The 24,703-nt window shown below is 53.5% G+C and carries 18 protein-coding genes, 1 tRNA gene, 3 rRNA genes and 1 other RNA gene; 9 read left to right on the top strand and 14 right to left on the bottom strand.

Annotated elements, in window-relative coordinates; genetic code table 11:
- Nucleotides 1-29: 29 nt before the first annotated feature.
- On the top strand, nt 30-569 hold the full coding sequence (locus RCI_RS12215) for a cysteine hydrolase family protein (RefSeq protein ID WP_012036755.1): 540 nt from the start codon (nt 30-32) through the stop codon (nt 567-569).
- A 127-nt stretch (nt 570-696) separates the two neighbouring features.
- On the opposite strand, the gene rrf is transcribed toward RCI_RS12215, so the two are convergent.
- From rrf to RCI_RS12185, 6 genes are all read right to left on the bottom strand, one after another.
- Nucleotides 697-818 (bottom strand): 5S ribosomal RNA (rrf, locus tag RCI_RS12210).
- A 158-nt stretch (nt 819-976) separates the two neighbouring features.
- Nucleotides 977-3,905, bottom strand: a 23S ribosomal RNA gene (locus RCI_RS12205).
- A 351-nt stretch (nt 3,906-4,256) separates the two neighbouring features.
- Nucleotides 4,257-4,329, bottom strand: a tRNA-Ala gene (locus RCI_RS12200).
- Between the two features lie 152 nt (nt 4,330-4,481).
- Nucleotides 4,482-5,958: ribosomal RNA gene (locus RCI_RS12195) — 16S ribosomal RNA — on the bottom strand.
- The 16S, 23S and 5S rRNA genes sit together here with 1 tRNA gene alongside, the layout of an rRNA operon.
- 725 nt (nt 5,959-6,683) lie before the next feature.
- Nucleotides 6,684-8,522, bottom strand: a complete 1,839-nt coding sequence (locus tag RCI_RS12190; RefSeq protein WP_012036754.1) for a hypothetical protein — start codon at nt 8,520-8,522, stop codon at nt 6,684-6,686.
- Nucleotides 8,523-8,920: 398 nt separating this feature from the next.
- Nucleotides 8,921-9,337: a UPF0146 family protein gene (locus RCI_RS12185; protein WP_012036752.1), complete on the bottom strand. Its 417-nt coding sequence runs from the start codon at nt 9,335-9,337 to the stop codon at nt 8,921-8,923.
- A 39-nt stretch (nt 9,338-9,376) separates the two neighbouring features.
- Between RCI_RS12185 and rimI the strand changes: the two genes are divergently transcribed.
- Nucleotides 9,377-9,835 (top strand): ribosomal protein S18-alanine N-acetyltransferase, encoded by a 459-nt coding sequence (gene rimI, locus RCI_RS12180; RefSeq protein WP_012036751.1) that lies wholly within the window; start codon nt 9,377-9,379, stop codon nt 9,833-9,835.
- Here the strand turns inward: rimI and RCI_RS15930 are convergent.
- The 5 genes from RCI_RS15930 to RCI_RS12155 all read right to left on the bottom strand — a co-directional run bounded on the left by RCI_RS15930 (nt 9,801) and on the right by RCI_RS12155 (nt 14,613).
- Nucleotides 9,801-10,067 carry a UPF0058 family protein gene (locus tag RCI_RS15930; protein WP_012036750.1) on the bottom strand — a complete coding sequence of 89 codons (267 nt, stop codon included), beginning with the start codon at nt 10,065-10,067 and terminating at the stop codon, nt 9,801-9,803. The genes rimI and RCI_RS15930 overlap by 35 nt on opposite strands.
- A gap of 188 nt (nt 10,068-10,255) precedes the next feature.
- Nucleotides 10,256-11,701 carry a DNA primase DnaG gene (dnaG, locus tag RCI_RS12170; protein ID WP_012036749.1) on the bottom strand — a complete coding sequence of 482 codons (1,446 nt, stop codon included), beginning with the start codon at nt 11,699-11,701 and terminating at the stop codon, nt 10,256-10,258.
- 340 nt (nt 11,702-12,041) lie between these two features.
- On the bottom strand, nt 12,042-12,455 hold the full coding sequence (locus RCI_RS12165; RefSeq protein ID WP_048198559.1) for a DNA primase: 414 nt from the start codon (nt 12,453-12,455) through the stop codon (nt 12,042-12,044).
- Nucleotides 12,455-12,769 (bottom strand): DUF167 domain-containing protein, encoded by a 315-nt coding sequence (locus RCI_RS12160; RefSeq protein WP_012036747.1) that lies wholly within the window; start codon nt 12,767-12,769, stop codon nt 12,455-12,457. The genes RCI_RS12165 and RCI_RS12160 overlap by 1 nt, the downstream gene beginning before the upstream one ends.
- A 488-nt stretch (nt 12,770-13,257) precedes the next feature.
- Nucleotides 13,258-14,613, bottom strand: coding sequence for a dihydroorotase (locus tag RCI_RS12155; RefSeq protein WP_012036746.1), 1,356 nt, complete (start codon nt 14,611-14,613; stop codon nt 13,258-13,260).
- Between the two features lie 235 nt (nt 14,614-14,848).
- On the opposite strand from RCI_RS12155, the gene RCI_RS12150 reads away from it, so the two are divergent.
- Both RCI_RS12150 and RCI_RS12145 read left to right on the top strand, forming a co-directional pair.
- On the top strand, nt 14,849-15,856 hold the full coding sequence (locus RCI_RS12150) for an inorganic phosphate transporter (protein WP_012036745.1): 1,008 nt from the start codon (nt 14,849-14,851) through the stop codon (nt 15,854-15,856).
- Nucleotides 15,853-16,539 (top strand): TIGR00153 family protein, encoded by a 687-nt coding sequence (locus RCI_RS12145; RefSeq protein ID WP_012036744.1) that lies wholly within the window; start codon nt 15,853-15,855, stop codon nt 16,537-16,539. The genes RCI_RS12150 and RCI_RS12145 overlap by 4 nt, the downstream gene beginning before the upstream one ends.
- Nucleotides 16,540-16,825: 286 nt before the next feature.
- On the opposite strand, the gene RCI_RS12140 is transcribed toward RCI_RS12145, so the two are convergent.
- Nucleotides 16,826-17,422: a TIGR00296 family protein gene (locus tag RCI_RS12140; RefSeq protein WP_012036743.1), complete on the bottom strand. Its 597-nt coding sequence runs from the start codon at nt 17,420-17,422 to the stop codon at nt 16,826-16,828.
- A gap of 124 nt (nt 17,423-17,546) precedes the next feature.
- Between RCI_RS12140 and rnpB the strand changes: the two genes are divergently transcribed.
- The 3 genes from rnpB (at nt 17,547) to RCI_RS12130 (ending at nt 19,810) form a co-directional block, all read left to right on the top strand.
- An RNA gene (rnpB, locus tag RCI_RS16035) (RNase P RNA component) lies at nt 17,547-17,852 on the top strand.
- A 386-nt stretch (nt 17,853-18,238) separates the two neighbouring features.
- Nucleotides 18,239-19,444, top strand: a complete 1,206-nt coding sequence (locus RCI_RS12135; protein WP_012036741.1) for an ATPase domain-containing protein — start codon at nt 18,239-18,241, stop codon at nt 19,442-19,444.
- Nucleotides 19,445-19,810: a roadblock/LC7 domain-containing protein gene (locus tag RCI_RS12130; RefSeq protein WP_012036740.1), complete on the top strand. Its 366-nt coding sequence runs from the start codon at nt 19,445-19,447 to the stop codon at nt 19,808-19,810.
- A 7-nt stretch (nt 19,811-19,817) separates the two neighbouring features.
- Here the strand turns inward: RCI_RS12130 and RCI_RS12125 are convergent, their stop codons facing one another.
- Both RCI_RS12125 and RCI_RS12120 read right to left on the bottom strand, forming a co-directional pair.
- A complete protein-coding gene (locus RCI_RS12125) occupies nt 19,818-20,309 on the bottom strand; it encodes a hypothetical protein (protein WP_012036739.1) in 492 nt (163 codons plus the stop codon).
- Between the two features lie 331 nt (nt 20,310-20,640).
- Entirely contained in the window at nt 20,641-21,084 is a 444-nt protein-coding gene (locus RCI_RS12120) for an Hsp20/alpha crystallin family protein (protein WP_012036738.1), read from the bottom strand.
- 191 nt (nt 21,085-21,275) lie between these two features.
- Here RCI_RS12120 and RCI_RS12115 point away from each other — a divergent pair, with 191 nt between their 5' ends.
- Both RCI_RS12115 and RCI_RS12110 read left to right on the top strand, forming a co-directional pair.
- Nucleotides 21,276-23,354, top strand: a complete 2,079-nt coding sequence (locus tag RCI_RS12115; RefSeq protein ID WP_012036737.1) for a hypothetical protein — start codon at nt 21,276-21,278, stop codon at nt 23,352-23,354.
- A 123-nt stretch (nt 23,355-23,477) separates the two neighbouring features.
- Complete coding sequence (locus RCI_RS12110) at nt 23,478-24,653, top strand: nucleotidyltransferase family protein (protein ID WP_012036736.1); 1,176 nt, start codon at nt 23,478-23,480, stop codon at nt 24,651-24,653.
- Nucleotides 24,654-24,703 lie beyond the last annotated feature (50 nt).

Below are 24,703 nucleotides of genomic sequence, written 5' to 3'. Positions count from 1 at the left end.
ATTTTTTACCATATAGTAATCTAAAGGACATGCGGACTGCATTACTACTTATTGATATTCAGAACGATTATTTCCCGGGCGGAAAGAGCGAGCTTACCGGGGCAGTAGAAGCTTCCATGAATGCCAGAAGGCTGCTGGATGCTTTCAGGTTAAACAAGCAACCGGTTATTCATGTTCAACATATGTCAACACGCCCCGGAGCCTCATTCTTTATACCAGGGACTGCAGGAAGCGAAATACATGATAATGTCAAACCGGCGGCTGGGGAGATTACGATAGTGAAGCATTATCCTAACAGTTTTAGAGAAACTACGCTACTGGATAAGCTGAAGCAATTAGAGATAGAACAATTGGTCGTATGTGGTATGATGACTCATATGTGCGTAGATTCAACAGTCAGGGCTGCTTATGATTATGGTTTTAAATGTATTTTAGCCTCTGATGCTTGTGCTACTAAAGATTTGCAGTTTAAGGATCAAATTGTTGATGCAATTGATGTTCATAATGCATTTGTGTCTGCATTAAGTGGCATGTTTGCTGTTGTTAAGTGTACTGATGAGTTATTGTAAAAGCAATTATTTATTTTTTAATAGCTATTGCTATTACAAGAATTGTAAAAGCAATTATTTATTTTTTAATAGCCTATTGCTATTACAAGATAATTACAAAAAAAAGTTGTTTTGGTTATTGTTGGTGGGTTGGCAGCGTATTATGGTTCCCAGGGACTCGCGTACCTTAGTACAGCATATTACGTGACCAGGCTTAACTTCCGGGTTCGGAATGGGACCGGGTGTAACACTGGTGCTATGGCCGCCAAAACCCACAAACAATTACAATGATTTATGAGTTAAGGATTCGGTTGGTTGAACTGTCTGTGTAAAGCTTGTTTCGCTCTGGATTTCGCTTTGGAATGAGAACCCCGACTATAACAAGTTGTTAGTTATAGTTAGTGTTTAGGACCCGGTACTCGTTGTTGTTTTTTGGCGGGTTGGACTTTTAGTGGTTGCAGGCTGAGCACCTCGTTACCTTGGTGTGTACACCTCAACTCTATCTAACTCATCTTTTATGAGTGTCCGTGTGAAAGTCTCTTTTCAGGGTGTTTTTCGGGCTTAGATGCTTTCAGCCCTTACAACTTAGCGTGTGGCTGCCCAGCGATGCCCTGTCGGACAACTGGTAGACTAGTGACGCCGTTGCCTTGTTCCTCTCGTACTAAAAGCAACTTCCCCTCAGACTTTCTTGCACCCCTAACAGATAGTAACCGACCTGTCTCACGACGGTCTAAACCCAGCTCACGATCTCCTTTAATAGGCGAACAACCTCACCCTTGGCAGCTGCTGCACTGCCAGGATGGAAAGAACCGACATCGAGGTAGCAAGCCGCCGGGTCGATATGTACTCTTGCCGGCGACGACTCTGTTATCCCCGGGGTAGCTTTTCTGACATCAATAGCCCTCACTTAGAAGGCGTAGTGGTTCGTTAGGTCCGACTTTCGTCTCTGCCAACCTCATTATGCGGTTGCCAGTCAAGCCAACTTATGCCCTTACACTCTCGGTCGAGTTTCTGACTCGATTGAGTTGACCTTAGAGCGCCCTCGATATTTTTTCGCGGGCGTGCCGCCCCAGCCAAACTGCCCACCTATCGGGGTCCTCATCTCTGAGTTAGGGTCGTAGTCCAAGAAGGGTAGTGTCTCATGAGCCCCTCCACCAAAACTAGCGTCTTGGTTTCGACGGGTCCTACCTACGCTGCACATCCAGGGCCACAACCCAGCGACAGGTTGCAGTAAAGCTCCACGGGGTCTTCACTTCCCATTAGGGGTCCCTAGACTCTGCACTAGGATGTAAAGTTCACCGGCGCGTGGCCAGGGACAGTAGAGCGCTCGTTGATCCATTCATGCAAGCCGCCAATTAAGCGGCAAGGTACTACGCTACCTTAAGAGGGTTATAGTTACCCCCGCCGTTGACAGGCCCTTCTTCCCCTTGAACGAGGTTTTCAGGTACCTGCACTGGGCAGGATTCACTGATCGTACTAGACTTTACAGTTTGGCGATCAGCTATGTTGTTATTAGACAGTCAGCGCTCCCTCGTCACTGCGACCTGCCATCTTCATGGCAGGCACCCCTTATCCCGAAGTTACGGGGCTAATTTGCCGAATTCCCTTGGCCACGGTAAACCGACACGCCTTAGTCTACTAAACTAGGGGCACCTGTGTCGGATCTCGGTACGGTTCTTGCATTCCCTTTTCATGGGCTCCAGGGTGGCATTTCTTACGTCATCACATGTTACCCCGCTTCTCACCATTACGGTTCTCCACGAGGCTATTAGCTTGAACAGGCAGACGAGCCTGCAAATGTTAACCTGAAGCGTTGGTTTCACTATGCAAGAGTACAGGAATATTAACCTGTTTCCCTTTTGACACATTCCGGTTAAGATGTATCTTAGGACCGACTAACCCTCGGCTGACGATCATTGCCGAGGAAACCTGGCCCTTTCGGCGGCAAGGATTCTCACCTTGCTAAGCTGCTACTAATGCCAAGATTTTCGTTTCCAGGTGGTCCACAAGACTTTACAGCCTTGCTTCTACCCACCCGGAACGCCTCCATACGCGATTACCTCTCGGTACGCCTGGGTCTCGGTTGTAGGCTTGAGCCCCGTCCATTTTCGGGGCCCCAAACCTCGACTGGTAAGCTGTTACGCTATTTTTAAAGGGTAGCTGCTTCTAAGCTCACCTCCCAGTTGTCTAGGGCTTGGGACGCCCTTCAGTGTTTACACTTAGCCTACAATTAGGGACCTTAACCCAGGTCTGGGTTGTCTCCCTTACGGACTAGAAGCTTACCCCCCAGCCCGGACTGCCCACAGTCTACAGCGAAAGCCGCTTTGGAGTTTGACAAAAGGACGAGCAGTTTCCCGCCCGGCTCCCTTAATCAGTGCTCTACTCGGCCTCCGGCCTCGTGTGAGGTCATACTACGATATGTTTCTGGAGGAACCAGCTGTTTCCAAGTTCGATTGGACTTTCACCCCTAGGCGTAGGTCACGGGAATGATTTGCACGTCAAAACCCCTAACGATCCTCCACGTAACTTTCGTTACGCTTCAATCTGCCCACGTCTAGATCACCTGGTTTCGGGTCGTACCCTAATGACTCCACGCACTTGTATACGTCGCCTCTCATTGCTTGCAGGCTTGTTGGTTTCCCTACGACTCCCCCACTACTGGGTTAGCCTCGCCATTCGAGTACACTCCTTGGCCCGTTCTTCAAAACGTACGACAAAACATTGGCAACCACTCTCGTACAACAACCTCGCGGTTGCTTCCTTCAAGTGGAAGATCCTTTAATGCCTTGTCCCTCCATCGCCGTCTCGTTTCAGGCTCTTTTAACCTCCCTTCTCAGGGTGCTTTTCAGCTTTCGATCACTCTACTATTGCGCTATCGGTCTCAAGATATTTTTAGCCTTGGAGGTAAGTGTCCCCCAATATTCCCGCGAGATTTCCGACCCACGGTACTCAAGCACACGCTACAACCACCAGATAGCGACTACGGGACTATCACCCTCTACGGTACCCCGTTCCAGGGGACTTAATCTTATATCTGGCCGATTTAAAAAGCGGGCTTAAAACACCACATCTCCCTTCCTCTTACAAGGAGGGATTCAGTTTAGGCTGTGCTGTGTTCACTCGCCGTTACTAACAGCATCACAAAGTTTGTTTTCTCTTCCTGCCCCTACGCAGATGTTTCAACTCAGGGCGTTCCCAACCCTTATCGGGTCAACACAAAAAGTGTTAGGAGTTCCTATTAGGAGATCCACGGATCAACGGTTCCTTGCGCCTCCCCATGGCTTATCGCAGCTTGGCACGTCCTTCATCGGTTCTTGAGCCCAGCCATTCACTAGACGGCATAGCAACGCCAAAAGACAATCGGAATTACCGAATCTTATCTCTTTGCAGTAACTAAACTATGCTAACATTAATTGCTATTATCGGAACATATTCACATTCCAATACAGCGTCCAGAGCAAAAATTCCTTTACACAGCATCATCGATCGCAAACTGGAAAGAAGACCAACTATTTTTTAGATCCCTTATTTGCGAACATCAACCCTTCCCACATAAACCCCAGTCTACGTGGTGCACCGATCATCTGTGAACTTTTAGATGAATATTACTACGTTATTTTCGCTTGCAACACTTTCCTTGTTTTGGGGTGTTGCGAGCTCCATACAAGTCGTGCTTCCTATTTAAGGATTACGCCCAGTGTATGGTAGTGGACTTGCTGGGATTTGAACCCAGGGCCTCCGCCTTGCAAAGGCGGCGCTCTTCCAACTGAGCTACAAGCCCCCGAGGCAATCAAGGCCTGGCACTGCGCTGAGCAGCTCCAGCAAACCATTCATACTTGATTGGTTGTTTATCGACTCCCCGACTGGTGACATAGGATCTTGATTCTATTAACCCGTTTTGGGGTTGTTCGTGTCCTGGGGACACGATTCGTTAGGAGGTGATCCAGCCGCAGATTCCCCTACGGCTACCTTGTTACGACTTAACCCCCCTTACAGAGCATGAATTCGAGCCTCTCAATGAAAGAGGCCCTCATTCAAACCCCACTCGGGTGGTTTGACGGGCGGTGTGTGCAAGGAGCAGGGACGTATTCACCGCACTGTTTTGAAATGCGATTACTACGGATTCCATCTTCATGAGGGCGAGTTACAGCCCTCAATCCGGACTAAGAACTGGTTTAAGAGATTGACCTCACCTTTCGGTGTCGTTACCCATTGTCCAGTCCATTGTAGCCCGCGTGTAGCCCGGGATATTCGGGGCATACTGACCTACCGTCGACCACTCCTTCCTCTGACTTAGCGCCAGCGGTCTCCACCGTGTACTCACCATCTATTTCTAGAAGTGTTAGCAACAGTGGATATGGGTCTCGCTCGTTGCCTGACTTAACAGGACGCCTCACGGTACGAACTGACGGCGGCCATGCACCTCCTCTCAGCTAGTCCGGCAAGGTCTTCAGCCTGGCCTTCATACAACTGTCGATCCCGGTAAGCTGTCCGGCGTTGAGTCCAATTAAACCGCAGGCTCCACCCGTTGTGGTGCTCCCCCGCCAATTCCTTTAAGTTTCAACCTTGCGGTCGTACTTCCCAAGTGGCTCGCTTCACGGCTTCCCTACGGCACCACAACAATTCACGATTGTTGTGACACCTAGCGAGCATCGTTTACGGCTAGGACTACCCGGGTATCTAATCCGGTTCGTGCCCCTAGCTTTCGTCCCTCACCGTCGGACCTGTTCTGGTAAGACGCCTTCGCCACCGGTGGTCCCCAAAGGATTACAGGATTTCACTCCTACCCCCTGAGTACCTCTTACCTCTCCCAGTCCCAAGCAATGTAGTATCTCCTGGCCGCCCAACGGTTAAGCCGCTGGATTTCCCAAAAGACTTGCAAAGCCGGCTACGGACCCTTTAGACTCAATAATATCGGCCACCACTCGAGCCGCCGGTATTACCGCGGCGGCTGGCACCGGTCTTGCCCGGCCCTTGCTAACCACCGTTTTTTAGACGATGGGACAGCCCACCAAAATGATGAGCACTCGATGTTCCCCTATCGCAGTTGCCTGCATTGTAGAGTTTTCGCGCCTGCTGCGCCCCGTAGGGCCTGGATTCGTGTCTCAGAATCCATCTCCGGGCTCTTGCTCCCACAACCCGTACGGATTACAGGCTTGACGGTACGTTACACCGGCAACAACCTAATCCGCCGCAGACCCATCCAAAGGCCCCGGAAGTTTCAACCACAAAACAAATTCCAGTATTTGTGACCTATCCGGTATTATCCCCAGTTTCCCGGGGTTATCCCGAACCTTTGGGCAGGTTGTCCACGTGTTACTGAGCAGTACGCCGAGGCCATGACGCCTCTCGACTCGCATGGCTTAATCGAACACCGATAGCAGTGACCTCTGGCAGGATCAACCAGAATTAAGCACACAAAAGCTTATCTATTTTAATCCCACACAAGAGAAGTCTAAAATCTTAGTTCAAGGAATCAGATGCGGTACACCAACACACAGATTACCATGTGCATGTACACACACTAACTTATGTACTAACATTCAATACTAACTTCAACTGGTGAAATGACAAAACCCAAATCACCAATCAAGGAAATATCGAACAACCAACCAACATCAAAGCCACGACCACACCACAAAAAGGTGCGCCCCTCAGCTCCTCATTAATATGCCGCAGCCTTAGAACAGCCACTCATCCCGTGCTGTCGCACTGGGTCAGGGCCGCATGAGCAGACTACGGCTATGTGATTTTAAATTATACCCGAATTTCTCGGGAATTTATTATTAGTCCGCCATCGTATTTATAACTTACGATTTGTGATTCAAAATTTTTGAATCATCGGAAGATTAACTTACGACAACGTTCCCGCTCTCGCATTTTACAGCGTTGTGCTGTGATGCCGTGCGGGATTACCTAATAGTACGTGCCTGGTATATATAACTTTCCGGCATCGTATTTTGCAGGTAATTTATTATTTGCCAGACATATAATATTATGACTGACTTCACAAATCCCATGTTCTGGCGAGCATTTGCCTGCTGGCAATTACTGGCCTCACATGCATTTTGTGCGAGACACTAAAAGGCATACTCTGTATATATAGGTTTCGACCTCTGCGATAGTTACAGATAGTTACAATATATAGTTATAGTTACGTATCGCAGGAATCGATTGATATTCAATATACTCATAGACAGCATCTGCGATACTGTCGAAGATTCTGCCGTCAGAGATGCAGGACCCTTCAGGTAGATGGGTATCCTCAATCAGGGATTTCAGTGAAATGTCCCGGAGTAGGATGCCTGTATCGGGCAATCCCTGTGATCCGGATTCTGCACAGTGAACCAGGCCTTTTTCGAAGCTCGATACCAGACAGCTTAAGTCAAACCTGCTTCCGGATCTGACAAGCTTATAAAGTGGCATATGCATGCCAGCATTAAATAAAGATACCTGACCGTCACCCATTAGCAGATATTCTTTGCCGATCACAGAGCACTCTTTAGCTCCGAGGTAGGCTACCAGGACCGGATATCCCCGGGCCAGAAGCCGGTAAAAGTTCAGGCTGATATCCATCGCTACCTCGTCCGTTACCTTGTACAGCGTCGAAATGCCGCAGATCGAGCCTTTTTCGAGCAGTTTCATGCCCTGCAGGTAGCTGGAGCAGGAGTTAAAAAAGAATACAGGCGTCCGGTTGTACTCGACTATCGAGAGGTCGGCATAGCCGTCCTGGCATTTAAAACCCCTGTGATCACAGTGGCCTATGAACTGGACTATATCATAGCCTTCTTCCAGGATACAGGGGATATCGTCGCAAGTGACATTTCTCATCAGAGCGATTGAAGCAAGATCTTCCAGGGTATCACGCATGGCAACTGTTTCCCGGATCATTGTATCCTCGTTACATATGATCGCTATACGCGGGACCTGCCCGATCCTGAAGCTGGCTGACTGGCTCAGCATGGGTGTCCGTATCTGTTTTATGGCGTCGATCGGATAGCCGTCCGAGATCCACTGGTGTACGAAGGCATTTTCCAGGACGGGCATTATTACGTGACCCCGTCTGCCGGTACCTGTCTCTTCTGTCCTCTGGCATCTGCCCAGGAACTGTCGCACCTCCAGCAGGACGACTTCCCGTTCGGTAACCCATCTGCCTGCAGGGCTGAAGATAGCAGTCAGAGACTGGAGTAGCGACGGAATATATGCGATGCTGGAGGGTACCGGGTCAAGGTAAGTGGCAGTATGCCATGGCGACTGCAGGTGGTCTTCGCGGATGCCATCCCGGAAGTATGCGAGAAGCCGATCGGCAAGGCTCATGGACAGCAGGTCTTTTGGTTGTAAGCATGTCTCCGCAGTCACATCAATGCCAGCCAGCGGCCTGCCTGTAGTAAACTCATATCGGGCGGCGCAGTCTGCATGGAAGGCAAATCGTAGCATACCGCAGGCCTGTCTGGCGAACTGGTACGGGTCTCCGGAAAGTGGCAGCAGTTCTCCTGAGAGAGATATCGCCGGGCTTCGTCCGGTTTTGATGTCGGCTCCGGCGTAGCATGCCAGAGGTGCGGCAGCATAGAGGTATTGGAGATCATGCGGCAGGTAAAAGGTCACGTCAGAGCTGCAGCACCGTTGAGCTGCGGCAGGAGCAGCACCTTTTTCTGGATACGCCCTCAGAGGTCTCCTGAAAAAGGGATGGCTCCGCATCACAGATTCATCTCCCGTCGCACGGCATAGCGTAGATATGCAGCTGAACAGATCGCCAGTGGAGGGCGCACACGGTATGGAGGCGCTTACGTGGGACAGGATTCCCCAGGTTATCCCGGCCCAGGATTTCCCGGCGGGCTCGACACGTATCGCAGTGCTTTCCATGTCGACGATGCAGTCATCCTCGGGCTCGATAAATATCCGGTCAGTACATTCCGCCACGATGATCTCCTGCCCGCCCCGGATATGGTGCCTGCCGAAACGCAAAGGAGTCACGGATTCAGGTCTGTCCCGCCTGAGCAGGTATAGCCTGTCTACATTTCCGTTGAGTTCTTTAAAAGCGGAGCGAGCGCTGATGTCCAGGGGGAAGAAGTAGTCTTTGAAAAAAGGAATGCCCAGGTCGGGGCGACACCGGGTTCGATCGCGTGCGGTGAAAAGCTGCTTTTCAGCAGGTGGTGAGTCAGATAGTGGTAAGTAAGCGCCCGGGAGCCTCGCCCGTGGTTGTTCTGACAGAAGTGGATCACAGTGGGTGTACAGAATTTAGAATGCCCCCGTCGTTGGCGCTTGTTAGCTAAATGCTTGTGAGGCAGCATATATCTAATCGGTGTAAAAGTTTACGTGAGAAGATAAATCTGCTTAAAATAAGCATGCTGTAACATATGCTGTGAAAAATTTTACCGTTTATTCTGGTATAAAAAGAATACCGCCCGCTTATAGTTAATGCAGCGGAACTCTGAAAAATGGCGGCTGAGGTCGGTCTTTTCGGATGAGAACGGCCTGATCAGGAGGTCGGCTCCAACCCTGTTTGCGATCGCTGCGATAGAATCCTGGAGGTCCACGGGCGGCCGGATAGAGTAGATGAGCGAAGCGCCTTCGTACAGGCGCATATCAGGCTGGAAAACGTCGTCCCGGACATAGTTCAGCTTTTCCGGGCCTTCCGGCATTACGTCAGTGCAGGTAAAGTCACAATAGCGTGATAGCAGTTCTGCCGTATCAGGGTGCCTGCCGATGCCCACTTCAATGATTCGTGAGCCCGCGGGATAATGCTGCAGAATGTACTCTGCGAGGTCATCATAACCTATAATGCCCATGAGGCACCATATAGAATAGCTGTCTGAAAATACTTACGGGTGACTATTCTGATTCACATCAGGCCCTTTGAACTGGATGATTCCCGGACGATTCTCGAGATGGAGGAGGAGATCTTCCACGAGCCCAATCCCGTATTGTATAGCGTGATTGAGAATTATCCGACGGAGGGGTTTCTCGTCGCCGAGTATGACGGCGTAGTCTGCGGGTATCTTGTCGGCGCCCTGATTATGGACGAGGCAAGAGTACTTCTGCTGGCGGTCAAAGAAGGCTACAGGAAAAAGAAAGTCGGCACGTCGCTTATGGAATATTACATCGATACGGTGCGAAGCAGGGCAAACCTGATCAGGCTGGAGGTCCGGGTTAACAATCTGGGAGCCCAGACGTTCTACTTCAAGCTGGGCTTTAAATTTTTAGGAGTCGTCAGCAAGTACTACCGGAACGGGGACAACGCATACATTATGCTTAAGCCTTTAGATCAGCTAACCCTTTTTCTTTGAGGCCTGTTTCCACGATACGCTTCGAGCCTTCCTGCCGGCCTACGGCCTGGACGATGGCTTCGCCCAGTAAGAAGATGGCCCGCTCATGGTCGGTCTTGTTACGGTGGATGTGTGCCGGGCTGATGTGCATTGCCTCGTACCTGGAAAAATCTGCCGTGGCGCCTTCGGACTCCAGGTGACGCTTCACTTTCGCCAGCACGGTATGCAGGTAAATGAGATCCTCTTTTTGCATTTGTATCAACTAGGAATCTTTTTAACAATCGTTATTATGGAAGCAGCATATACTTATTGGTAAGAAATGCGCCTTAATACATGCTTTAATCGCTTGATAGAGCACATTATTGCCAGTACTGGCAATAATACCTGAGAAATTAAAGTAAAATAAGAAATAGGACGGAGTTTGTACTCCGTCTCAGGGTTTTACTCAGTCGTAATTACTTTCACGCCTGCGGGCTGCTTGACTACGCTGCCCATCTTGACGCCTACGAGGGTCTCAAGGTTCTTCTCTGCGGCGATGTCCAGCATGCGCTGGGTAATCACGCCGTCAAAGACGACGCTCTTGACGTCTCCGTTGCTTTCCTTGAGCGTGTTGGCGAGGTCGCGGACGGCGACGGTGTTGATCACGTTCTTGTTGGCGTCCAGGAGCCTGGCGCTCAGCGTTCCCGACAGCTCTTTCATCATTTCGTCGAACTCGGAGGGCTCGCGCTCCTTTCTGGCCGGAGCCTGCTCCCTCTGCTCACGGGGCTCACGAGGCTCGCGGTATTCCCTGCGCTCCCGGTATTCCCTGCGCTCGGCCCTCTCGGACCTCTCGGGCCGCTCGGGCCTCTCCTGCTGCTCCTCGGTCCGCCTCAGGCTCTTGCGCCTCGGCACCTCGCCGCGCGGCTGCTCGGACCTTTCTCTGCTCTCCCTCTGGGGGTACTCTTTCTGCTGGTACTCGCGCTGTGGCTGAACGGGCGCGGCTGCCGCCGGGGCTTCCGCCTTCTGGGCGGCCTCTGCCTGGGCCTGCTTCTCTGCGGCCTGGGCTGCCAGCTTGTTCCGGCGCCTGCCCTGGGGCACTTCGATGACCTGCTCTACGGGGACCTTGCTGCGGAGCGACTTGACGACTTCCTTCTGGGTGAGTTCTTCCACACCCTTGCCGTCAGGAGCCCTCGCGACGTAGTCTACGTCGGCAACCTGGAGCAGCTCTTTCAGGATCAGCTCTCCGCCCCGGTCTCCGTCCGTAAACACAGTCACAGTCTTCTTCTTGCTCAGCTCGGCGACGAGCTGGGGCACGTTGGTTCCCTCGACGGCGATGGCGTTCTTGATGCCGTACTTGAGCAGGTTCAGGACGTCGGCCCTGCCCTCTACTACAAGGATGGCATCGGAGTCGAGCACATTGGGCCCTGCGGGCAGGTTGTCGATGAAGGTGACTTCCTCTACCCGCACCGCGGCCTTGACGGCGTCAGTGATCTCCTGGCTCTCCGGCACGGAGTTGTCGAACATGTCAGTCAGGATGTGCTTGGCACGGTCGATGATCTGCTTCCTCTTGGACGAGCGCACGTCCTCGATCTTGGTGACTGTGATCTTGGAGATACAGGGGCCGACACGGTCGATGGTCTCGAGCGCTGCCGCGAGGATCGAGGTCTCGACTTTGTCCAGGCTGCTGGGGATGAGGATGTTGCCATTGGACTTGCCGTACTTGGAGGTGATGTTCACCTCGATTCTGCCTATCCTGCCGGTTTTCTGTAGCTCTCTGAGGTCCAGGTCTGCTCCGAGCAGCCCTTCGGTCTGCCCGAACACTGCTCCAACCACGTCGGGGCGTTCGACGACGCCTTCGGCGCTGATGTGAGCGTGAATTACGTATTTTGTGGTGTCAGATTCTTCCATTTTTTATCACTCCTAAAGTTCCTGACACTGTAAAAAATAGCCGGGGCAATACAATAGAGTCCTGGCGTTCGCAGGACGTGCTCGTTTAACGCAAGGCAGGCACATTTCGGTGAGTGCGTATCTGCAATGCGCTCATATGGTTCAGCAAAACGGCTTGCCGTGGCTCTTTAAAACCTGCCGGGCCGTTTTCATGAGATATGATGAAAGATGATTATTACCCTGACTATTCAAGCGTAGGGAACTTATGTGTGTCTACGTCGTGAAGCCCGGACTCGCTTCGCTCGTCTGAGAGAATAGCGTAAGTGCGGGCTGTTAACATTGTAAGATGTGTGCTATTGGTTTAATAAGGTTGTGGTTTCGTCGAACAGATCTCCCGAAGCCGGGCGATGTAACGGTGGAGGTTTTCCACGTCCTTGATCTCTTTTCGGACCAGCTGCCTGACCTTATTCCGGATCTCCAGATCCGGGCGCAGCCCGTCTGCTTCCAGGTAGGTCTGCACCAGCCCGGCCACTTCTTCACCCCGATCGTCCCAGTCTGACAGGATGATCACGTCGCCGCCTGATCTCGCCAGCTCTTCGCATAACGTGAACAACTGCTTCTGTGAAGTCATCATAATCTCGCCCCGGATACCTAAGGCATCCAGCGCCTCCCGGTCACGCCTCCCTTCGACGAGGATGACAGACCCGTTCAAGGCCCTGTGGGCCAGCTCATCGATCAGGAGCTGAAGTTCGGCCAGGCGCTCGCAATCGTCCATCAAGAGAGCTTACCCCGCAGTATATCGATCACTACGTCAGTGCTGATGCCGTGGACTTTAATCGACTTTCTACTATTAGTTGCCCCCGCAGTGATCTCGATGCTCGACGCCGGCAGGTGGAAAAGGTCAGACAAGGCCTCGATCAGCTCCTCATTAGCACGGCCTCTCTCAGGCGGTGCTTTGAGCTTGACCTCGATACGCTTCCGCCACACACTGTAGCCGCTGGGCACGACAGTGCTCTTTGCGCCAGGCGTTACCTCAAAATCGATGACGACGCCGTCCCTGGTCTGTTTCACCGCGTCCTCGAATGACATCAGTGTAACCTTGTAATAATATGATAAAAAGGTTCTCTCAGGTTCAATATGGTGAATGGAAACTATCCCCGGGTCACTAACTCCGGGAGATCATCCTAATGAGTAATCTCGCCGTCCTTCCCAGTTACCCTCGCGACCGGGGTTTATACCGCGTTGAGGTTGTCTTGTCCTTCACAGACAGGAGTACCCATTAACTCAGGCAAGGACCTTACAACACGATTTTACTTTAGCTCTCCATATGCACGGACGATCACAAAATCTCATTAGCTGATGAATTCACGCCCGTCCTCGTAAAGAGCAGAGTATACTGCATGTTGCGAGCTTATAAAGGTTGTGATGGACGCTCAGTAAATGAAAAACCGGCCCCGGGAGGCCTTAGTTTTAGTTCGCAAAGAATAATAAATTATGCGATTTTACTTAGCGTCTCTGCGACCTGGCGCCTTTGCGATTTAGACACAAGGCGGCCTGGCGCCGAGATGAGCCCAGTCTTATGTTCTCTTTCCGGCCCTGGCCATCTTCAGGACGTCAGACAGCCGCTTATAGCCTTTGCCCGGGATGAACTTGCCGGTACCTCTCTTAGCGTAGAAGTCTTTACCATCCAGTACGATATCGCCCCGGAGCATGACGGCCTCGGGGAAGATCGCTTCGAAGCCCCTGTACGGAGTCCAGCCTGCCTTGCTGTGCAATCCGGCGGGGGTGATCTGCCTTACTTTCGCCATGTCGACAAAGACCATGTCGGCATCATTGCCGGCGGCGAAGCTGCCTTTGCCCTCGATCCCGAAGATTCGGGCGGGGTTGGCAGAGGTCATGTCAATCAGCCGCTGTAGCGGGAGCCTTTTATCCGCTACCGCCTTCAGCATGAGCGGGAGCATGGTTTCGACTCCCGGCACGCCCGACGGGGCTTCTCTGACAGGCAGGTTTTTCTCGTCCAGCGTGTGGGGGGCGTGATCGGAGGCCAGCACTTCGATGGAGCCGTCGTTGACCGCCTTCCACAGGGCGTTCCTGTCGCTGTCGTGGCGGATGGGCGGGTTCATCTTCGCGTGAGAGCCCAGACGGTCCCAGTGGTCCATAGTCAGTAAGAGGTGGTGGGGCGTTACGTCGCAGGTGATGCCTTCCCGGGAGATCAGCTCAACGGCCCGGGAGGTGCTGATGTGAGTGATATGCATGGCCACTCTGGTCTCCCTGGCCAGCCTGATGGCAGCCTCGACCGCGTTGATTTCCGACTCCCTGGGCCGGAGCTTGGAGTGGATCGAGGAGGAGGGGTCGTGCTTCAGCGATTTCTTTAGCTCCTCGTGCAGGGCCTCGTCCTCGGCGTGGATGCTGGCGGTGGCGCCCATCAGGGTGATCGCCTTCAGCGCCTCTTTCAGCGCAGGCTCGTCGATGCTAAAGCCGCCTGTGCTCTTAGCCATGAATATCTCTCCGAAGGCCAGCGCTCCGAGCTTCCAGAGCTGCGGAAGCTGCGGCAGGTTATCCCCGACTCCCGCGTTGAGGGAAAAGTCAACCATCGACCGGTTTGCGGCTACAGTCTGCTTGACCTTGAAGGCTTCCGCGTCGAAGGTCGGCGGGTCCGAATTAGGCATGTCTACGACAGTGGTTACCCCGCCGTACAGGGCTGCCTTTGACCCGCTGAGCCAGTCTTCCTTTTCTTCCTGCCGCATGTCCCGGAAGTGCACGTGGGAGTCGATGACCCCCGGCATGACCAGCCGTCCTCTGGCATCGTACTTTTCCTCGCCCTTGAGGACCTTGGCTATCCGGGTGATTTTTCCTTCATCGATGCCGATGGAGCACGCTAGGATCTCGCCGTCAAACGAGACCATGGCATCTTCGACGACCAGTTCGTGCATAGATGTAGAGAACTCCTGTCATCATAAATAGGTTTTTGCGCCCGGGCGGAGACTCTATATATTTTTAGAGTAATACCTTTTATAGTCCGTTTTATAATAGTCCCTCGCGATAAATCGGCATAGGAAAAAGTGATCGTTCGTTATAGAAAAACTATATAGATTATATAGTTATATATAGCAAGGGTTATAGGCAATACACTTCTCATAGGATTCCGAAGTTCGAGAGTGGTACCTGTTGATAGACCCGTTTGTCCTGATGGTCATCGCGATCATCGTAGCGCTGATCTTCGACGTCATGAACGGATCTAACGACGCGGCCAACTCCGTCGCCACAGTCATTTATACAAAGGCGTTGCCGCCTTCCGTAGCGATCGGCATAGCGGCGATCATGAACATAGTCGGCCCCTTTTTACTTGGAACGGCAGTCGCCCAGGTCATAGCGACGAGCATTATCCCGACTGAAGCGCTTACTATTAAGATCGTCATGGCAGGCCTGATGGGGGCGATTATCTGGGATGTCTTTGCATGGCTCAAGGGCCTTCCGGTAAGCTCGTCTCACGCACTTATCGGAGGCCTGGTGGGGAGCGGCATCATCGCCCTCGGAATCTTCGGAGTGACATGGGGCGGGCTGATCAAGGTCGTGATGGCCCTGTTTATTTCTCCCATCGTGGGCATCATCCTGGGCCTCGTCATCATGTTCTTCCTGGGCCGGTACGTGATCAGCCACCTGGGCCACGATAAAAGCAACTCCATTTTTAAAACTCTTCAAATATTATCTTCTGCGTCCGTCAGCCTCTCTCACGGCTCCAACGACGCCCAGAAAACGATGGGTATCATAGCCATGTTCGTAGCAGTGACCTATGGTTATGATCAGATAGTTATCAAGCCCTGGATGATCATCGTCTGCGCACTGGCCATCGGGTTCGGCACAGCCTTCGGGGGCTGGAGGATCATCCAGACTCTCGGGGAGCGCCTGAGCAGCCAGGAACTGTCGCCGTCTCAGGGCTTTGCTGCCGAAACTGGCACAGCTATTACCATAGCTGTCGGCTCACATCTGGGCGCACCTATAAGTACTACGCACGTCTTATCTTCTAGCGTAATCGGTACAGTAATGGCCGGCGGTACAGGCGTGCTGAACAAGAACGTGGTCGTCCAGATCCTGATGGCCTGGGGACTGACAATTCCCGTAGCAGCGCTTGCCGCTGCAGGCTCGTACCTGATACTCACACTGGTGGGAATATGACAGACTTTCGACGATCCATCCTCGACTTATTTGCCAGATCGCCTTTTAAGCCGCTCACCGAACACTCCCAGAAAGTCAAGCTGACAGTGCTGAAAATGGACGATGCGGTCAAAGCTTACGTCGACGGGGATCAGGCCATGGTCAACGCCCTGTACGACGAGATCAGCGCCCTGGAGCACGAAGCCGACACTGTCAAGAACAACATCAGGGTACAGCTCCCGTCAACTTTACTGATGCCGGTTGACCGCACGGACATCCTGACATTCCTCAAGCAGCAGGACGATGTTGCCAACAGCGCCGAAATGGTCGCTCAGATGCTCACCCTGCGGCCGGTAAGCATGACACCCCGGGTCAAGGAAGTCATCCTGAAGCTGGAAGCAGCGATCCTGACCACAGTCGATGAGCACGTCGAAGCCGTCAGCAAGATCGTAGATCTGCTCGACTCTTCGTTCTCCAAGAAGAGGGTGAACGAAGTGCAGGAGATCATCAGCAAGGTCGACTCCCAGAAACACACCGTCGACGTCATCCGGCAGGAGGCCATGAAAGTCATCTACGACAGCGAGAAAGAGCTCGGCCCAGTCGGAGTGTACCACCTGATCGAGCTGGTCAAGGAGATGTCCTGGGTAGCCGGCCACGCCGAAAACTCGTCCGACAGGCTAAGATTAATAACCGTCCGCCGCTAAAACCACAGAGGCATGGCCCATCTTTTTTCTCCAGAGAATGCACTGAGAAACGGTTAACCACAGAGACACAGAGACTCACAGAGACTCACAGAGAAACGGTTAACCACAGAGACACAGAGACTCACAGAGGCTTACATTATAATCGGTAACTGGTGTATCCCGGTAAGTTTCCATGCTCCTATGGAAAATCAATCTCTGTGCGTCTCTGTGGACTCTGTGGTAGCGAGTACTCTGTGAACCTCTGTGCCTCTGTGGTGAATAGCCTATGCGGTATTAAGGTAAAGAGTTAAGCGATCTTCTTCTCTATGACCGGGCCCCCGGGCTCGGTCTCCTCAAAGATCTGCCCGCCGAAGGTGTATATTTTCGCCTTTTCTTCGACCCAGGCGTCGGGAGAGATTCCCGCCTTCAGGCAGAGGTTCTCCAGGAACTCTGTAGCATCCCAGTGCCACTCCACAGGAACCTGCGGGAGAAGCAGTCCCTTGTGCAGGCCGTACTCGATGATCAGTCCGTCCCTTCCGATCTTGATGTGGTGCGGCCTTTCTAGAGGCTTACATTTCAACAGCTCGGGCTGGCCCAGGATGGTGACCTCCACTCTTATCTGGTCCAGCTCATTCTTGTGCACCCGGGGAAACCTCGGGTCCCTCGTGGCTGCGCTCATCGCCGCATCGGCCAGCGCCTCGCCCAGACTCATATCTTCCATCGGGTATGGATAGCCTATACAGCCCCGTAGATCGTGGTTGATGCTCAGCGTCACGAACACTCCGCCCGGGCGGTCGAAAGTTTTAGGCAGCTCGAATTTCGAGTAGTTGCCGGTCTTCACGTATTCTTCGATCACGTTGCGGGCTGTCTTTACGGCAAGGGTGCCATCTTCAAGGCTGAGCATGTATAATATGTATGATGTGGCTGGTTAAAAAAGTAATCTGAAAGCCGCAGTTTTCCGATGCATAATCTTTATATAATGTGGGCTGACGTTATTGTGAAACAAAGACGTCAGATCTTTATACTGTGAGAGAGGAGGGACGGCTGCCGCTCTTTTAGAGTGAGGAAAGTCCCCCCACCGCCTGGACACACAAATGCCTGTAAAGGGCATACGGCGAGAGTCGTGGCAATGTCACAGCAACGGAACGGCCGCGGGCCTGTGCGATGATCTGGAGACAGTGAGGTCGCCCGCAGCGCCGATGAAACGGTCAATCCTTGTGGGTGCAAGCTAAGAGGGATTACCAGGGAGTCCAGCCCTGTCCCCGGTTACAGCGCGTAGATGAATGCCGTCGGCCTTAGGGCCATGAACAGAAGGGGGCTTACTATCCTCACTCACAGCACTGACTCATAATATATCTGGAAGACTTCATCAGGGAGCCATCAGTAATCTGAATTATTCTCTCATTTTTGAGTTAAATATATAGCAGCTTACTCCATAGTAGCATATGAATAAACAATCGGAAGCGGCTATTACATCGAGTATTAGGGTATTTACGATTATAGCCATTCTTGAAATATATTACTCGGCCAGACATCGTATGACCTGCCCGGCCGTATAAAAGTTTCACAGATGACTATAATTAGCCTGTAACGTCTGATTCTGGGCTTACTGGCTCTCAGGTACATTAGTGTGGTTATCCGAACAAGGATAGCGGTAGTTCCGGGCAATGCCGCGGGCCGGTTTCATGGACTGAGGATAAATATCCACAGGGAGCGGCATATGATCAAGACTGGCATTCAGGCGCTGGATGAATATCTTAAAGGTGGCATCCCCACCGGTAAAACTCTCCTGTATTTTTGCGAGAGCGGTACTCCGGGGGACGTCTTTTGTATCCAGACAGTATATGCCAGCCTTGTGGAGAATAATGTCTGCTATTATGTGGCGACCAATTCTTTCCCGAACGTAGTCCGGGACAGCTTCCGGGAGTACGGGTGGGACCTGCTGCCTTACCAGGCTCATTTTGCCGTTGTCGACGCGTATTCGGGGCTGGTCGGAGTGCCGTCGGACGAGCAGTTCCAGATCGACGATCCAGGCAGCATCGATTCGGTGGACGAGACTATCTCCCGGATCATCGACATCCTGTCCCCCGGGGACATGATAGTATTGCCTTCGCTCTCTGCCGTTTTCGACAACTGCAGGAACGCGAGTACCTCCGAAGCAGACATTCTGGAGCGGGTCAAGAAGTGGAACAAGATGGCAGTGCTAAACGGCGGAGTTGTCCTGTATAGCTTTACGGACAGGGAGGACTACGACCGACGCCTGGTCGATCAGATCAGGAACGGGCTCTGCAACGCCACGGTCGTGATCGGCAGCGCTGCCGGTAAACAGTTCTACAAAGACTATTTTAAGCTGTACGCCTGCGACTGGACTAACCTGCCCGAGCGGCCTATGATCCTGTACAAGATCATGAAGCCCGGAGGAGTCTGGGTTTACATCCCCAAGATCGTGGTGACAGGCCCCCACTCTTCCGGAAAGACGACATTCGTCAAGACTGCGTCGCTGCTGTCCTCCGGAAAAGCGGTCTCCGTGGACAGGTTCAAGACCACGGTGGCGATGGACTACGCTCACCTCACCCTCCGGGGCTTTTCTGTCGACCTGTTCGGCACCCCCGGGCAGTCCCGGTTCGACCCGCTGATCAGGACGCTGGCCAGGGATGCGATGGGAGTCATCCTGGTTGTCGACTCGACTACCACTGAAGGCTTCGAGCGTGCCGCAGACATCATCAGGATGGCGTGCGGCAAAACCACCCCGTACATAGTGGCGGCCAACAAGCAGGACCTGCCCGACGCCATGGAGGTCGACTACATCCGCAAAAAGATGGGATTGCCGGCCAGCGTGCCGGTGATCGGCACGGTCGCGCACGATCCCGCCAGCGTCGTAAGCGTAATCGAGACCCTTATCGACAGGATAGTCGGGGGTGTCTGAATGAGCCCGGTAGAGGAGGTCAGGAGAGTGATCGCAGATCTCCGGAGGACCGGAGGCTTTAGAGCGCTGGCGGTAGTATCCCGGGAAGGGATTCTGGTCTCCTCTGAGATCCCGGGGGATGCCCACCCCGAAACGTTTGCAGCCATGTCAGCTGTCATGCTAAGCGCGGCGGAGACTGCCTATATAGAGATCGGCCAGGCGATACCTGACAGGCTCATCGTCGAGACGGACGAAGGTAAGCTGATTATCATGGGCGCGGGAGAAAGGTCGATGCTGGTGGCGCTGGCTGACGCTAAGGCAGGTTTAGGGCACCTCACAGTAGAGATGAACCGGGCCGTGGCCCGGCTAAAAGAATTGTTCGGCTGAGAAAAAATTACCGGTTTTTCCGCCTTTCGCCGCCGGAGCGGGACTGCGTTCCCGGGTGTTTCTGAGAGCGGTCGCCCTGGTTTCTGCCGGGCTGCTGGTTTTTCTGGGCCTGTACCACGCCGCTGCCCCTCTTTCTGCCTCCGGGCTGTCCGCCGGCCTGGGAAGCTTGCTGGACTTTTCTCTGCGCAGGCTGGCTGCTGTGCGGAGCCTGAGAAGGCTTTCTCTTAGCCTGAACATCCTCACTTCTGCCTGCCTGGGCTGCAGGCGCAGGCTTCCTGGCAGGGGGGTGCTGTGGCTTCCGGTGCGTGCCATGAGCAGGGCGCCTGACGGGCTCAGCCTGCGAAGATGAAGATTTCTGGGCCGCCTTAATCTTCATGACCGATTCTTTGGTCTTAAGGGGTATGAAGCTCGTGTGAATGTGAGACTTGCGTCTGACCTCTTCCGTGTCTGCGCCCCTTTCGGCACAGAGCTGAAGAGCTGCCGCGGCGATGTCTTCCACATAATAGTAGTTTTTGAGCTCCTTGACTACTTTCAGGTGCTTCTCGTCTACACCACCCTTGATTGTGTCCTCTATGCGCTGCTTGAGATCTGATGAGTTTGAATCTGCGATAGCTATTCCACCTGATTGACGTTATTAACAAATCTGTTTAAGACGGGATATAATATCTGTGGCACATTCTTAAAGTTAATGGCCGAAGGCCAGTAAGTGCACTAAGAAAGGACGTTTCACCAAAGTTACAGGTTCTGCACAGTAAAATGGTGAACGGAGGAGGAACCCGGCCAGGGCCCCCGGATGGTGTGCGGGGGCGAAGGCGGGATCAGAGGTTTCCTCAGTTAATCGGGATGCTGCTTCCGCGGCGCTTTTCCAGTTTCGGCAGGGTGATCTCGAGCACGCCGTTGTTAAAGCGGGCGTGGGCTTTCGTGTCATCTACCTGCGCGGGCAGGCGGATAGCCCGGTAAAACCGGTTGTAGCCCCGCTCTCTCCTCAGGTAGCCTTCTTCCTTCCGCTCGCTCTCCGACTTCTTTTCAGCGTTGATCTCGAGCGTGTTGCCCCGGACGTTGATCTGGATGTCGCCTTTCTCCACGCCCGGAAGGTCGGCGGTGACGATGACCTCGCTGTCCCGGTCCATAACGTCGACATAAGGTACCTGGGCCATCTCCTGCTGCACCGGCAGACCTGACGGCTCGAACATCTCGGGGAGCTCGTCCAGCATCCTGTTCATCCTGTACTGCATTCTCCTGAACTCGTCAAAGGGGTCCCATGTGTATCTCATATTCTTACCCTCCTGTATGACGCTAAGAAATGGTTAGTATTGCATGTATATATAGCTTTCTGTGATGTTGGGGTGCCACAAAATGCGACTATGACAGCGGATTTATTACAGGCATGATCCTCCCCGGGCCGGTGACGGTCGCAAAAAGACGGATTAAACCATATATACATAACAGATAGAGAAATTTATCAATGGCGGACGAGGATTATTCAGTAGTGCTGGCACCTTTAGAGGACCTGTTTGGCGGCGGCTCCCGGACAAAGCACGTAATCCTCAAGCGCAGATCTGCTTCTCTCGCCCAGTCCGCGTTCTCCTGCCCGGTCTTCGAAAAGATCGCCCCAAACAGAGACTACTCATACGAAGGCCTGTTTGCCCTGGTCGGGACCGACTACTGGAAATTCCTGGACATGATCGCCCTGGGAGTACGCTCTGGCGACAAGGAGATAAAGCTGAGGCCGGCCGAAGTAATTGCAACGCCCTGGAGCTGCGAGTACCGGTACGATGCCGGCGGCCGTACAGTCAGGGCACAGTACTATCTTTACCGGACGAGCTACGGCGCAGCAGGCCACCTGGACGTCAGGATCGAAGGCTCCGAAAACAGGCCATCGACGATCGTGTTCGAGCCGTTCTTCGATATCAGGTTTATGTACGGTCCCTCGGAACCGGGTAACCTGGATGCCACGGTCTCGGAGGATGTCCTGTACGTCACGGCAGGAGGCCCAGCCATCTGTCTCTCTTCCGCTGGCGCCAGGCTCGAAAAAAAGGGAAGGCAGGTTTCGTGGAAGTACAAGCTTGGCTCGGGCTACAGGTGCAGGAAGGGCGATCGCCTGCAGTTCAAGCCTGAAAGACGCACTGTTTCCTCATTGTATGAGATAGAGGTCGACGGAGCGGCGGCCAGACTTTGCTTCTCGTGCGGTCCGGACAGGGATACGGCGCGGAAACTCCACGGGATACCCGCCTCGGCGACCGGCTCTGGCGAGCCAGCGTGGGTAGCCGACGTTGCAGAAGCAGATCAGCTGCGCCGGGCGATCTTCCCCGACTACGCAGCCAGTAAGAGAGATATCCTGTACAGGGTGCTGGGCATGGCCCGGTTCGGCACCATGGTAGACAGCGTGGTCTTCCATGAAGCCGGGGACTTCTGGTTCCGGAGCGTGTGGTTCAGGGATGAGTTCGAAGGCCTGATCCATAACTATCAGACGCTGAGGAAAATTTCCGGGACGGACGGCATGAAACAGGTCCTGCGCAAAGCGTTCGAACTCCAGGACGAGCACGGCCGGATCCCTAACCGGCTGGTGCCGGGAACCGGGGGGAAGGCTGATTATAACAGTGCAGATGCTACACTGCTGGGTTTCATACTCGCTGGCATGGTGGTGAGAGACACCAACGACGGGGACTTCGCACAGGATGCAGCTGCAGCTTTTAAAAAATACCTGCAGGGCGTGCGGTGTGCCGGGCTGGAGGCGAACGGCCCTCCGCGGGTCCGCCCTAACGGGCTGCTCAGCGTGCCCTCGTGGCACTCGTGGACGGACGGGAAGCGCAATGTGGACGGCCAGGCATTACCGATCCGGGTCAGCGAGGCGTGGGAGAGAGAACTTCTCAGCATGGGCGCTGTGGCAGATCTGGACCTCCAGATGTTCTTCCTGCCGGAGATCAACGCCCAGTGGATGCGGTCCCTCGAAGCCGGCTGGCTATTTAGCAAGTACGTGCGGAACTTTTCCATGGCGGACACCTGCAAGATGCTCTACAACAGGGCACTCGAGGCATATAAAAAAGTATTCCTCAACCCCGAAACAGGGTTCATCAACAACCTGGCCACGACAGACGACTTCGCCCTGGGCCCGCGAGCGGACCCCATGCCGGGATCGCCAGGCGTCGTGGCTGCGTCGATGCTGGGGCTGGATGTGTTCACCATCCGGGAGCTCGATGCAATAGCCAGATATGCAAAGGACAGGCTACTCCGGACTAAGTGGGGCCTGCCGTTCGGTATTGTGGTCAAGGAGTCTGGAACGGGGACCTATGTCGGGGACGAAGAGTACCACGAGGAAGTCGTCTGGCCCCGGGATACGCCCTACCTGATCAGGCTGCTGCAGATTACTGGTGATCAGAGCACGGTAGAAGGCCTTCTCGAAGCTAACCTGAAACACCAGATGGAAGAAGGTTTCGTGTTCTACAACCACGAGCTCTTCAGCTGCGACCATGACCTGCTGCCAGTGAAAAACCCGGTGCAGTGGTGGTCTCAGTGGGTGGATCCATATCTGGATCGGGTGTAGCAGTCGCAAATACAGATATATATTCGAAAGTAATATGGTCTTGGATAGCAAGCAGTAGACAATCGTCGTGGCTTTACTCTAATTTACTTATTCAGACAGAATTGGTTCAGGAGGAATTTACTGGTGAAAGCATGTATTCTCTGCGGGGGCACAGGCACCCGCTTAAGGCCTCTTACATTTGAAAGGCCGAAGCCAAGCATCCCTATCTTAAATAAGCCGTCAGTCGGGCACCTCGTAGAGCACCTGTCGAAAAACGGCTTCAATGAGATCGTCATCACTCTGGGCTACATGGGCGAAGTCATCGAGAACTACCTAGGGGACGGATCGCTGTTCGGAGTGGACATCAAGTACGTCTACGAAAAGGAAAAGCTGGGCACGGCGGGCAGCGTCAAGAACGCCGAGAAATACCTGGCCGGAGGCCCGTTCCTGGTGGTCGGCGGCGACCACGTGCTGAACCTGAACCTCAGAGAGCTATACGACTTCCATAACCGGACAAACGGTATGGTCACGATATCTGTGCTCAGCATCGACGACCCGAGAGAGTTCGGCATCGTCGACCTGGACAATAACCACGTGATCCACCGGTTCAGGGAAAAGCCGGGGCCGGGCGAAATCTTCTCCAACCTGGCCTCCACGGGCATCTATGCGCTGAGCCCCGAGGTCTTCGACTACATCCCGAAGCAGAAGTACGACTTTGCCAAGGACCTGTTCCCGAAGCTGCTGAAAGAGGACAAGAAGATCAGCGGCTGGCTGGCCAGAGGCCAGTGGACCGACGTCGGCAACCCGCAGGCCTACAGGGCCGCACAGAAGTGGATGCTGGAGAACATGCCCGGCACATATATCCACGGCCGCCTCCTCGTAGAGGGCGCCAAGCTGAACGGGCCGCTGGACGTGGGCAACAACGTGTCCGTGGGCAAGAACTCAGTGGTAGTAGGGCCAGTGATCATCGGCGAGAACACGGTGATCGGTGACAATGTCCTCATCGGCCCCTACACGTCTATCGGCAAGTCCTGCAACATTGGCAACGACTGCCGCATCCTGGCCTCGTACATCTACGACGGCGTCAAGGTCGGCGCCGGGTGTTCCGTCTCCGGAGCCATCATCGACGACGACGTCTCCATCGGCAAGTCCTGCACCCTGGAGAACGGCACGGTGATCGGCCCCAGAACCATGATCGGCAACGACGTGACCGTCCACTCGGACGTGCGCATCTGGCCCGAAGTGGTTATCCAGGCAGGTGTCAGCGTCGCCGAGGACACGATGAACGAACAGTTCGCCACAGACGTCAACGGCTCGTAACAGAGCCGAATCCTTTTTTACCTTACAACCCAAGACTACAAGCCTGGTCG

This window comes from Methanocella arvoryzae MRE50 (genome assembly GCF_000063445.1).
GTDB lineage: Archaea > Halobacteriota > Methanocellia > Methanocellales > Methanocellaceae > Methanocella_A > Methanocella_A arvoryzae.
Note: the sequence above shows the minus strand (reverse complement) of the source record. Positions and strands in the feature narration are given on the sequence as shown.

Excerpts from the sequence above, each read along its gene's own strand:
- RCI_RS12215 (WP_012036755.1), top strand. The coding sequence starts at position 30 with ATGCGGACTGCATTACTACTTATTGATATTCAGAACGATTATTTCCCG.
- RCI_RS12185 (WP_012036752.1), bottom strand. The coding sequence starts at position 9,337 with ATGGGCATTATAGGTTATGATGACCTCGCAGAGTACATTCTGCAGCAT.
- RCI_RS15930 (WP_012036750.1), bottom strand. The coding sequence starts at position 10,067 with ATGCAAAAAGAGGATCTCATTTACCTGCATACCGTGCTGGCGAAAGTG.
- dnaG (WP_012036749.1), bottom strand. The coding sequence starts at position 11,701 with ATGGAAGAATCTGACACCACAAAATACGTAATTCACGCTCACATCAGC.
- RCI_RS12165 (WP_048198559.1), bottom strand. The coding sequence starts at position 12,455 with ATGGACGATTGCGAGCGCCTGGCCGAACTTCAGCTCCTGATCGATGAG.
- RCI_RS12160 (WP_012036747.1), bottom strand. The coding sequence starts at position 12,769 with ATGTCATTCGAGGACGCGGTGAAACAGACCAGGGACGGCGTCGTCATC.
- RCI_RS12155 (WP_012036746.1), bottom strand. The coding sequence starts at position 14,613 with ATGCACGAACTGGTCGTCGAAGATGCCATGGTCTCGTTTGACGGCGAG.
- RCI_RS12145 (WP_012036744.1), top strand. The coding sequence starts at position 15,853 with ATGACAGACTTTCGACGATCCATCCTCGACTTATTTGCCAGATCGCCT.
- RCI_RS12140 (WP_012036743.1), bottom strand. The coding sequence starts at position 17,422 with ATGCTCAGCCTTGAAGATGGCACCCTTGCCGTAAAGACAGCCCGCAAC.
- RCI_RS12135 (WP_012036741.1), top strand. The coding sequence starts at position 18,239 with ATGATCAAGACTGGCATTCAGGCGCTGGATGAATATCTTAAAGGTGGC.
- RCI_RS12130 (WP_012036740.1), top strand. The coding sequence starts at position 19,445 with ATGAGCCCGGTAGAGGAGGTCAGGAGAGTGATCGCAGATCTCCGGAGG.
- RCI_RS12120 (WP_012036738.1), bottom strand. The coding sequence starts at position 21,084 with ATGAGATACACATGGGACCCCTTTGACGAGTTCAGGAGAATGCAGTAC.
- RCI_RS12115 (WP_012036737.1), top strand. The coding sequence starts at position 21,276 with ATGGCGGACGAGGATTATTCAGTAGTGCTGGCACCTTTAGAGGACCTG.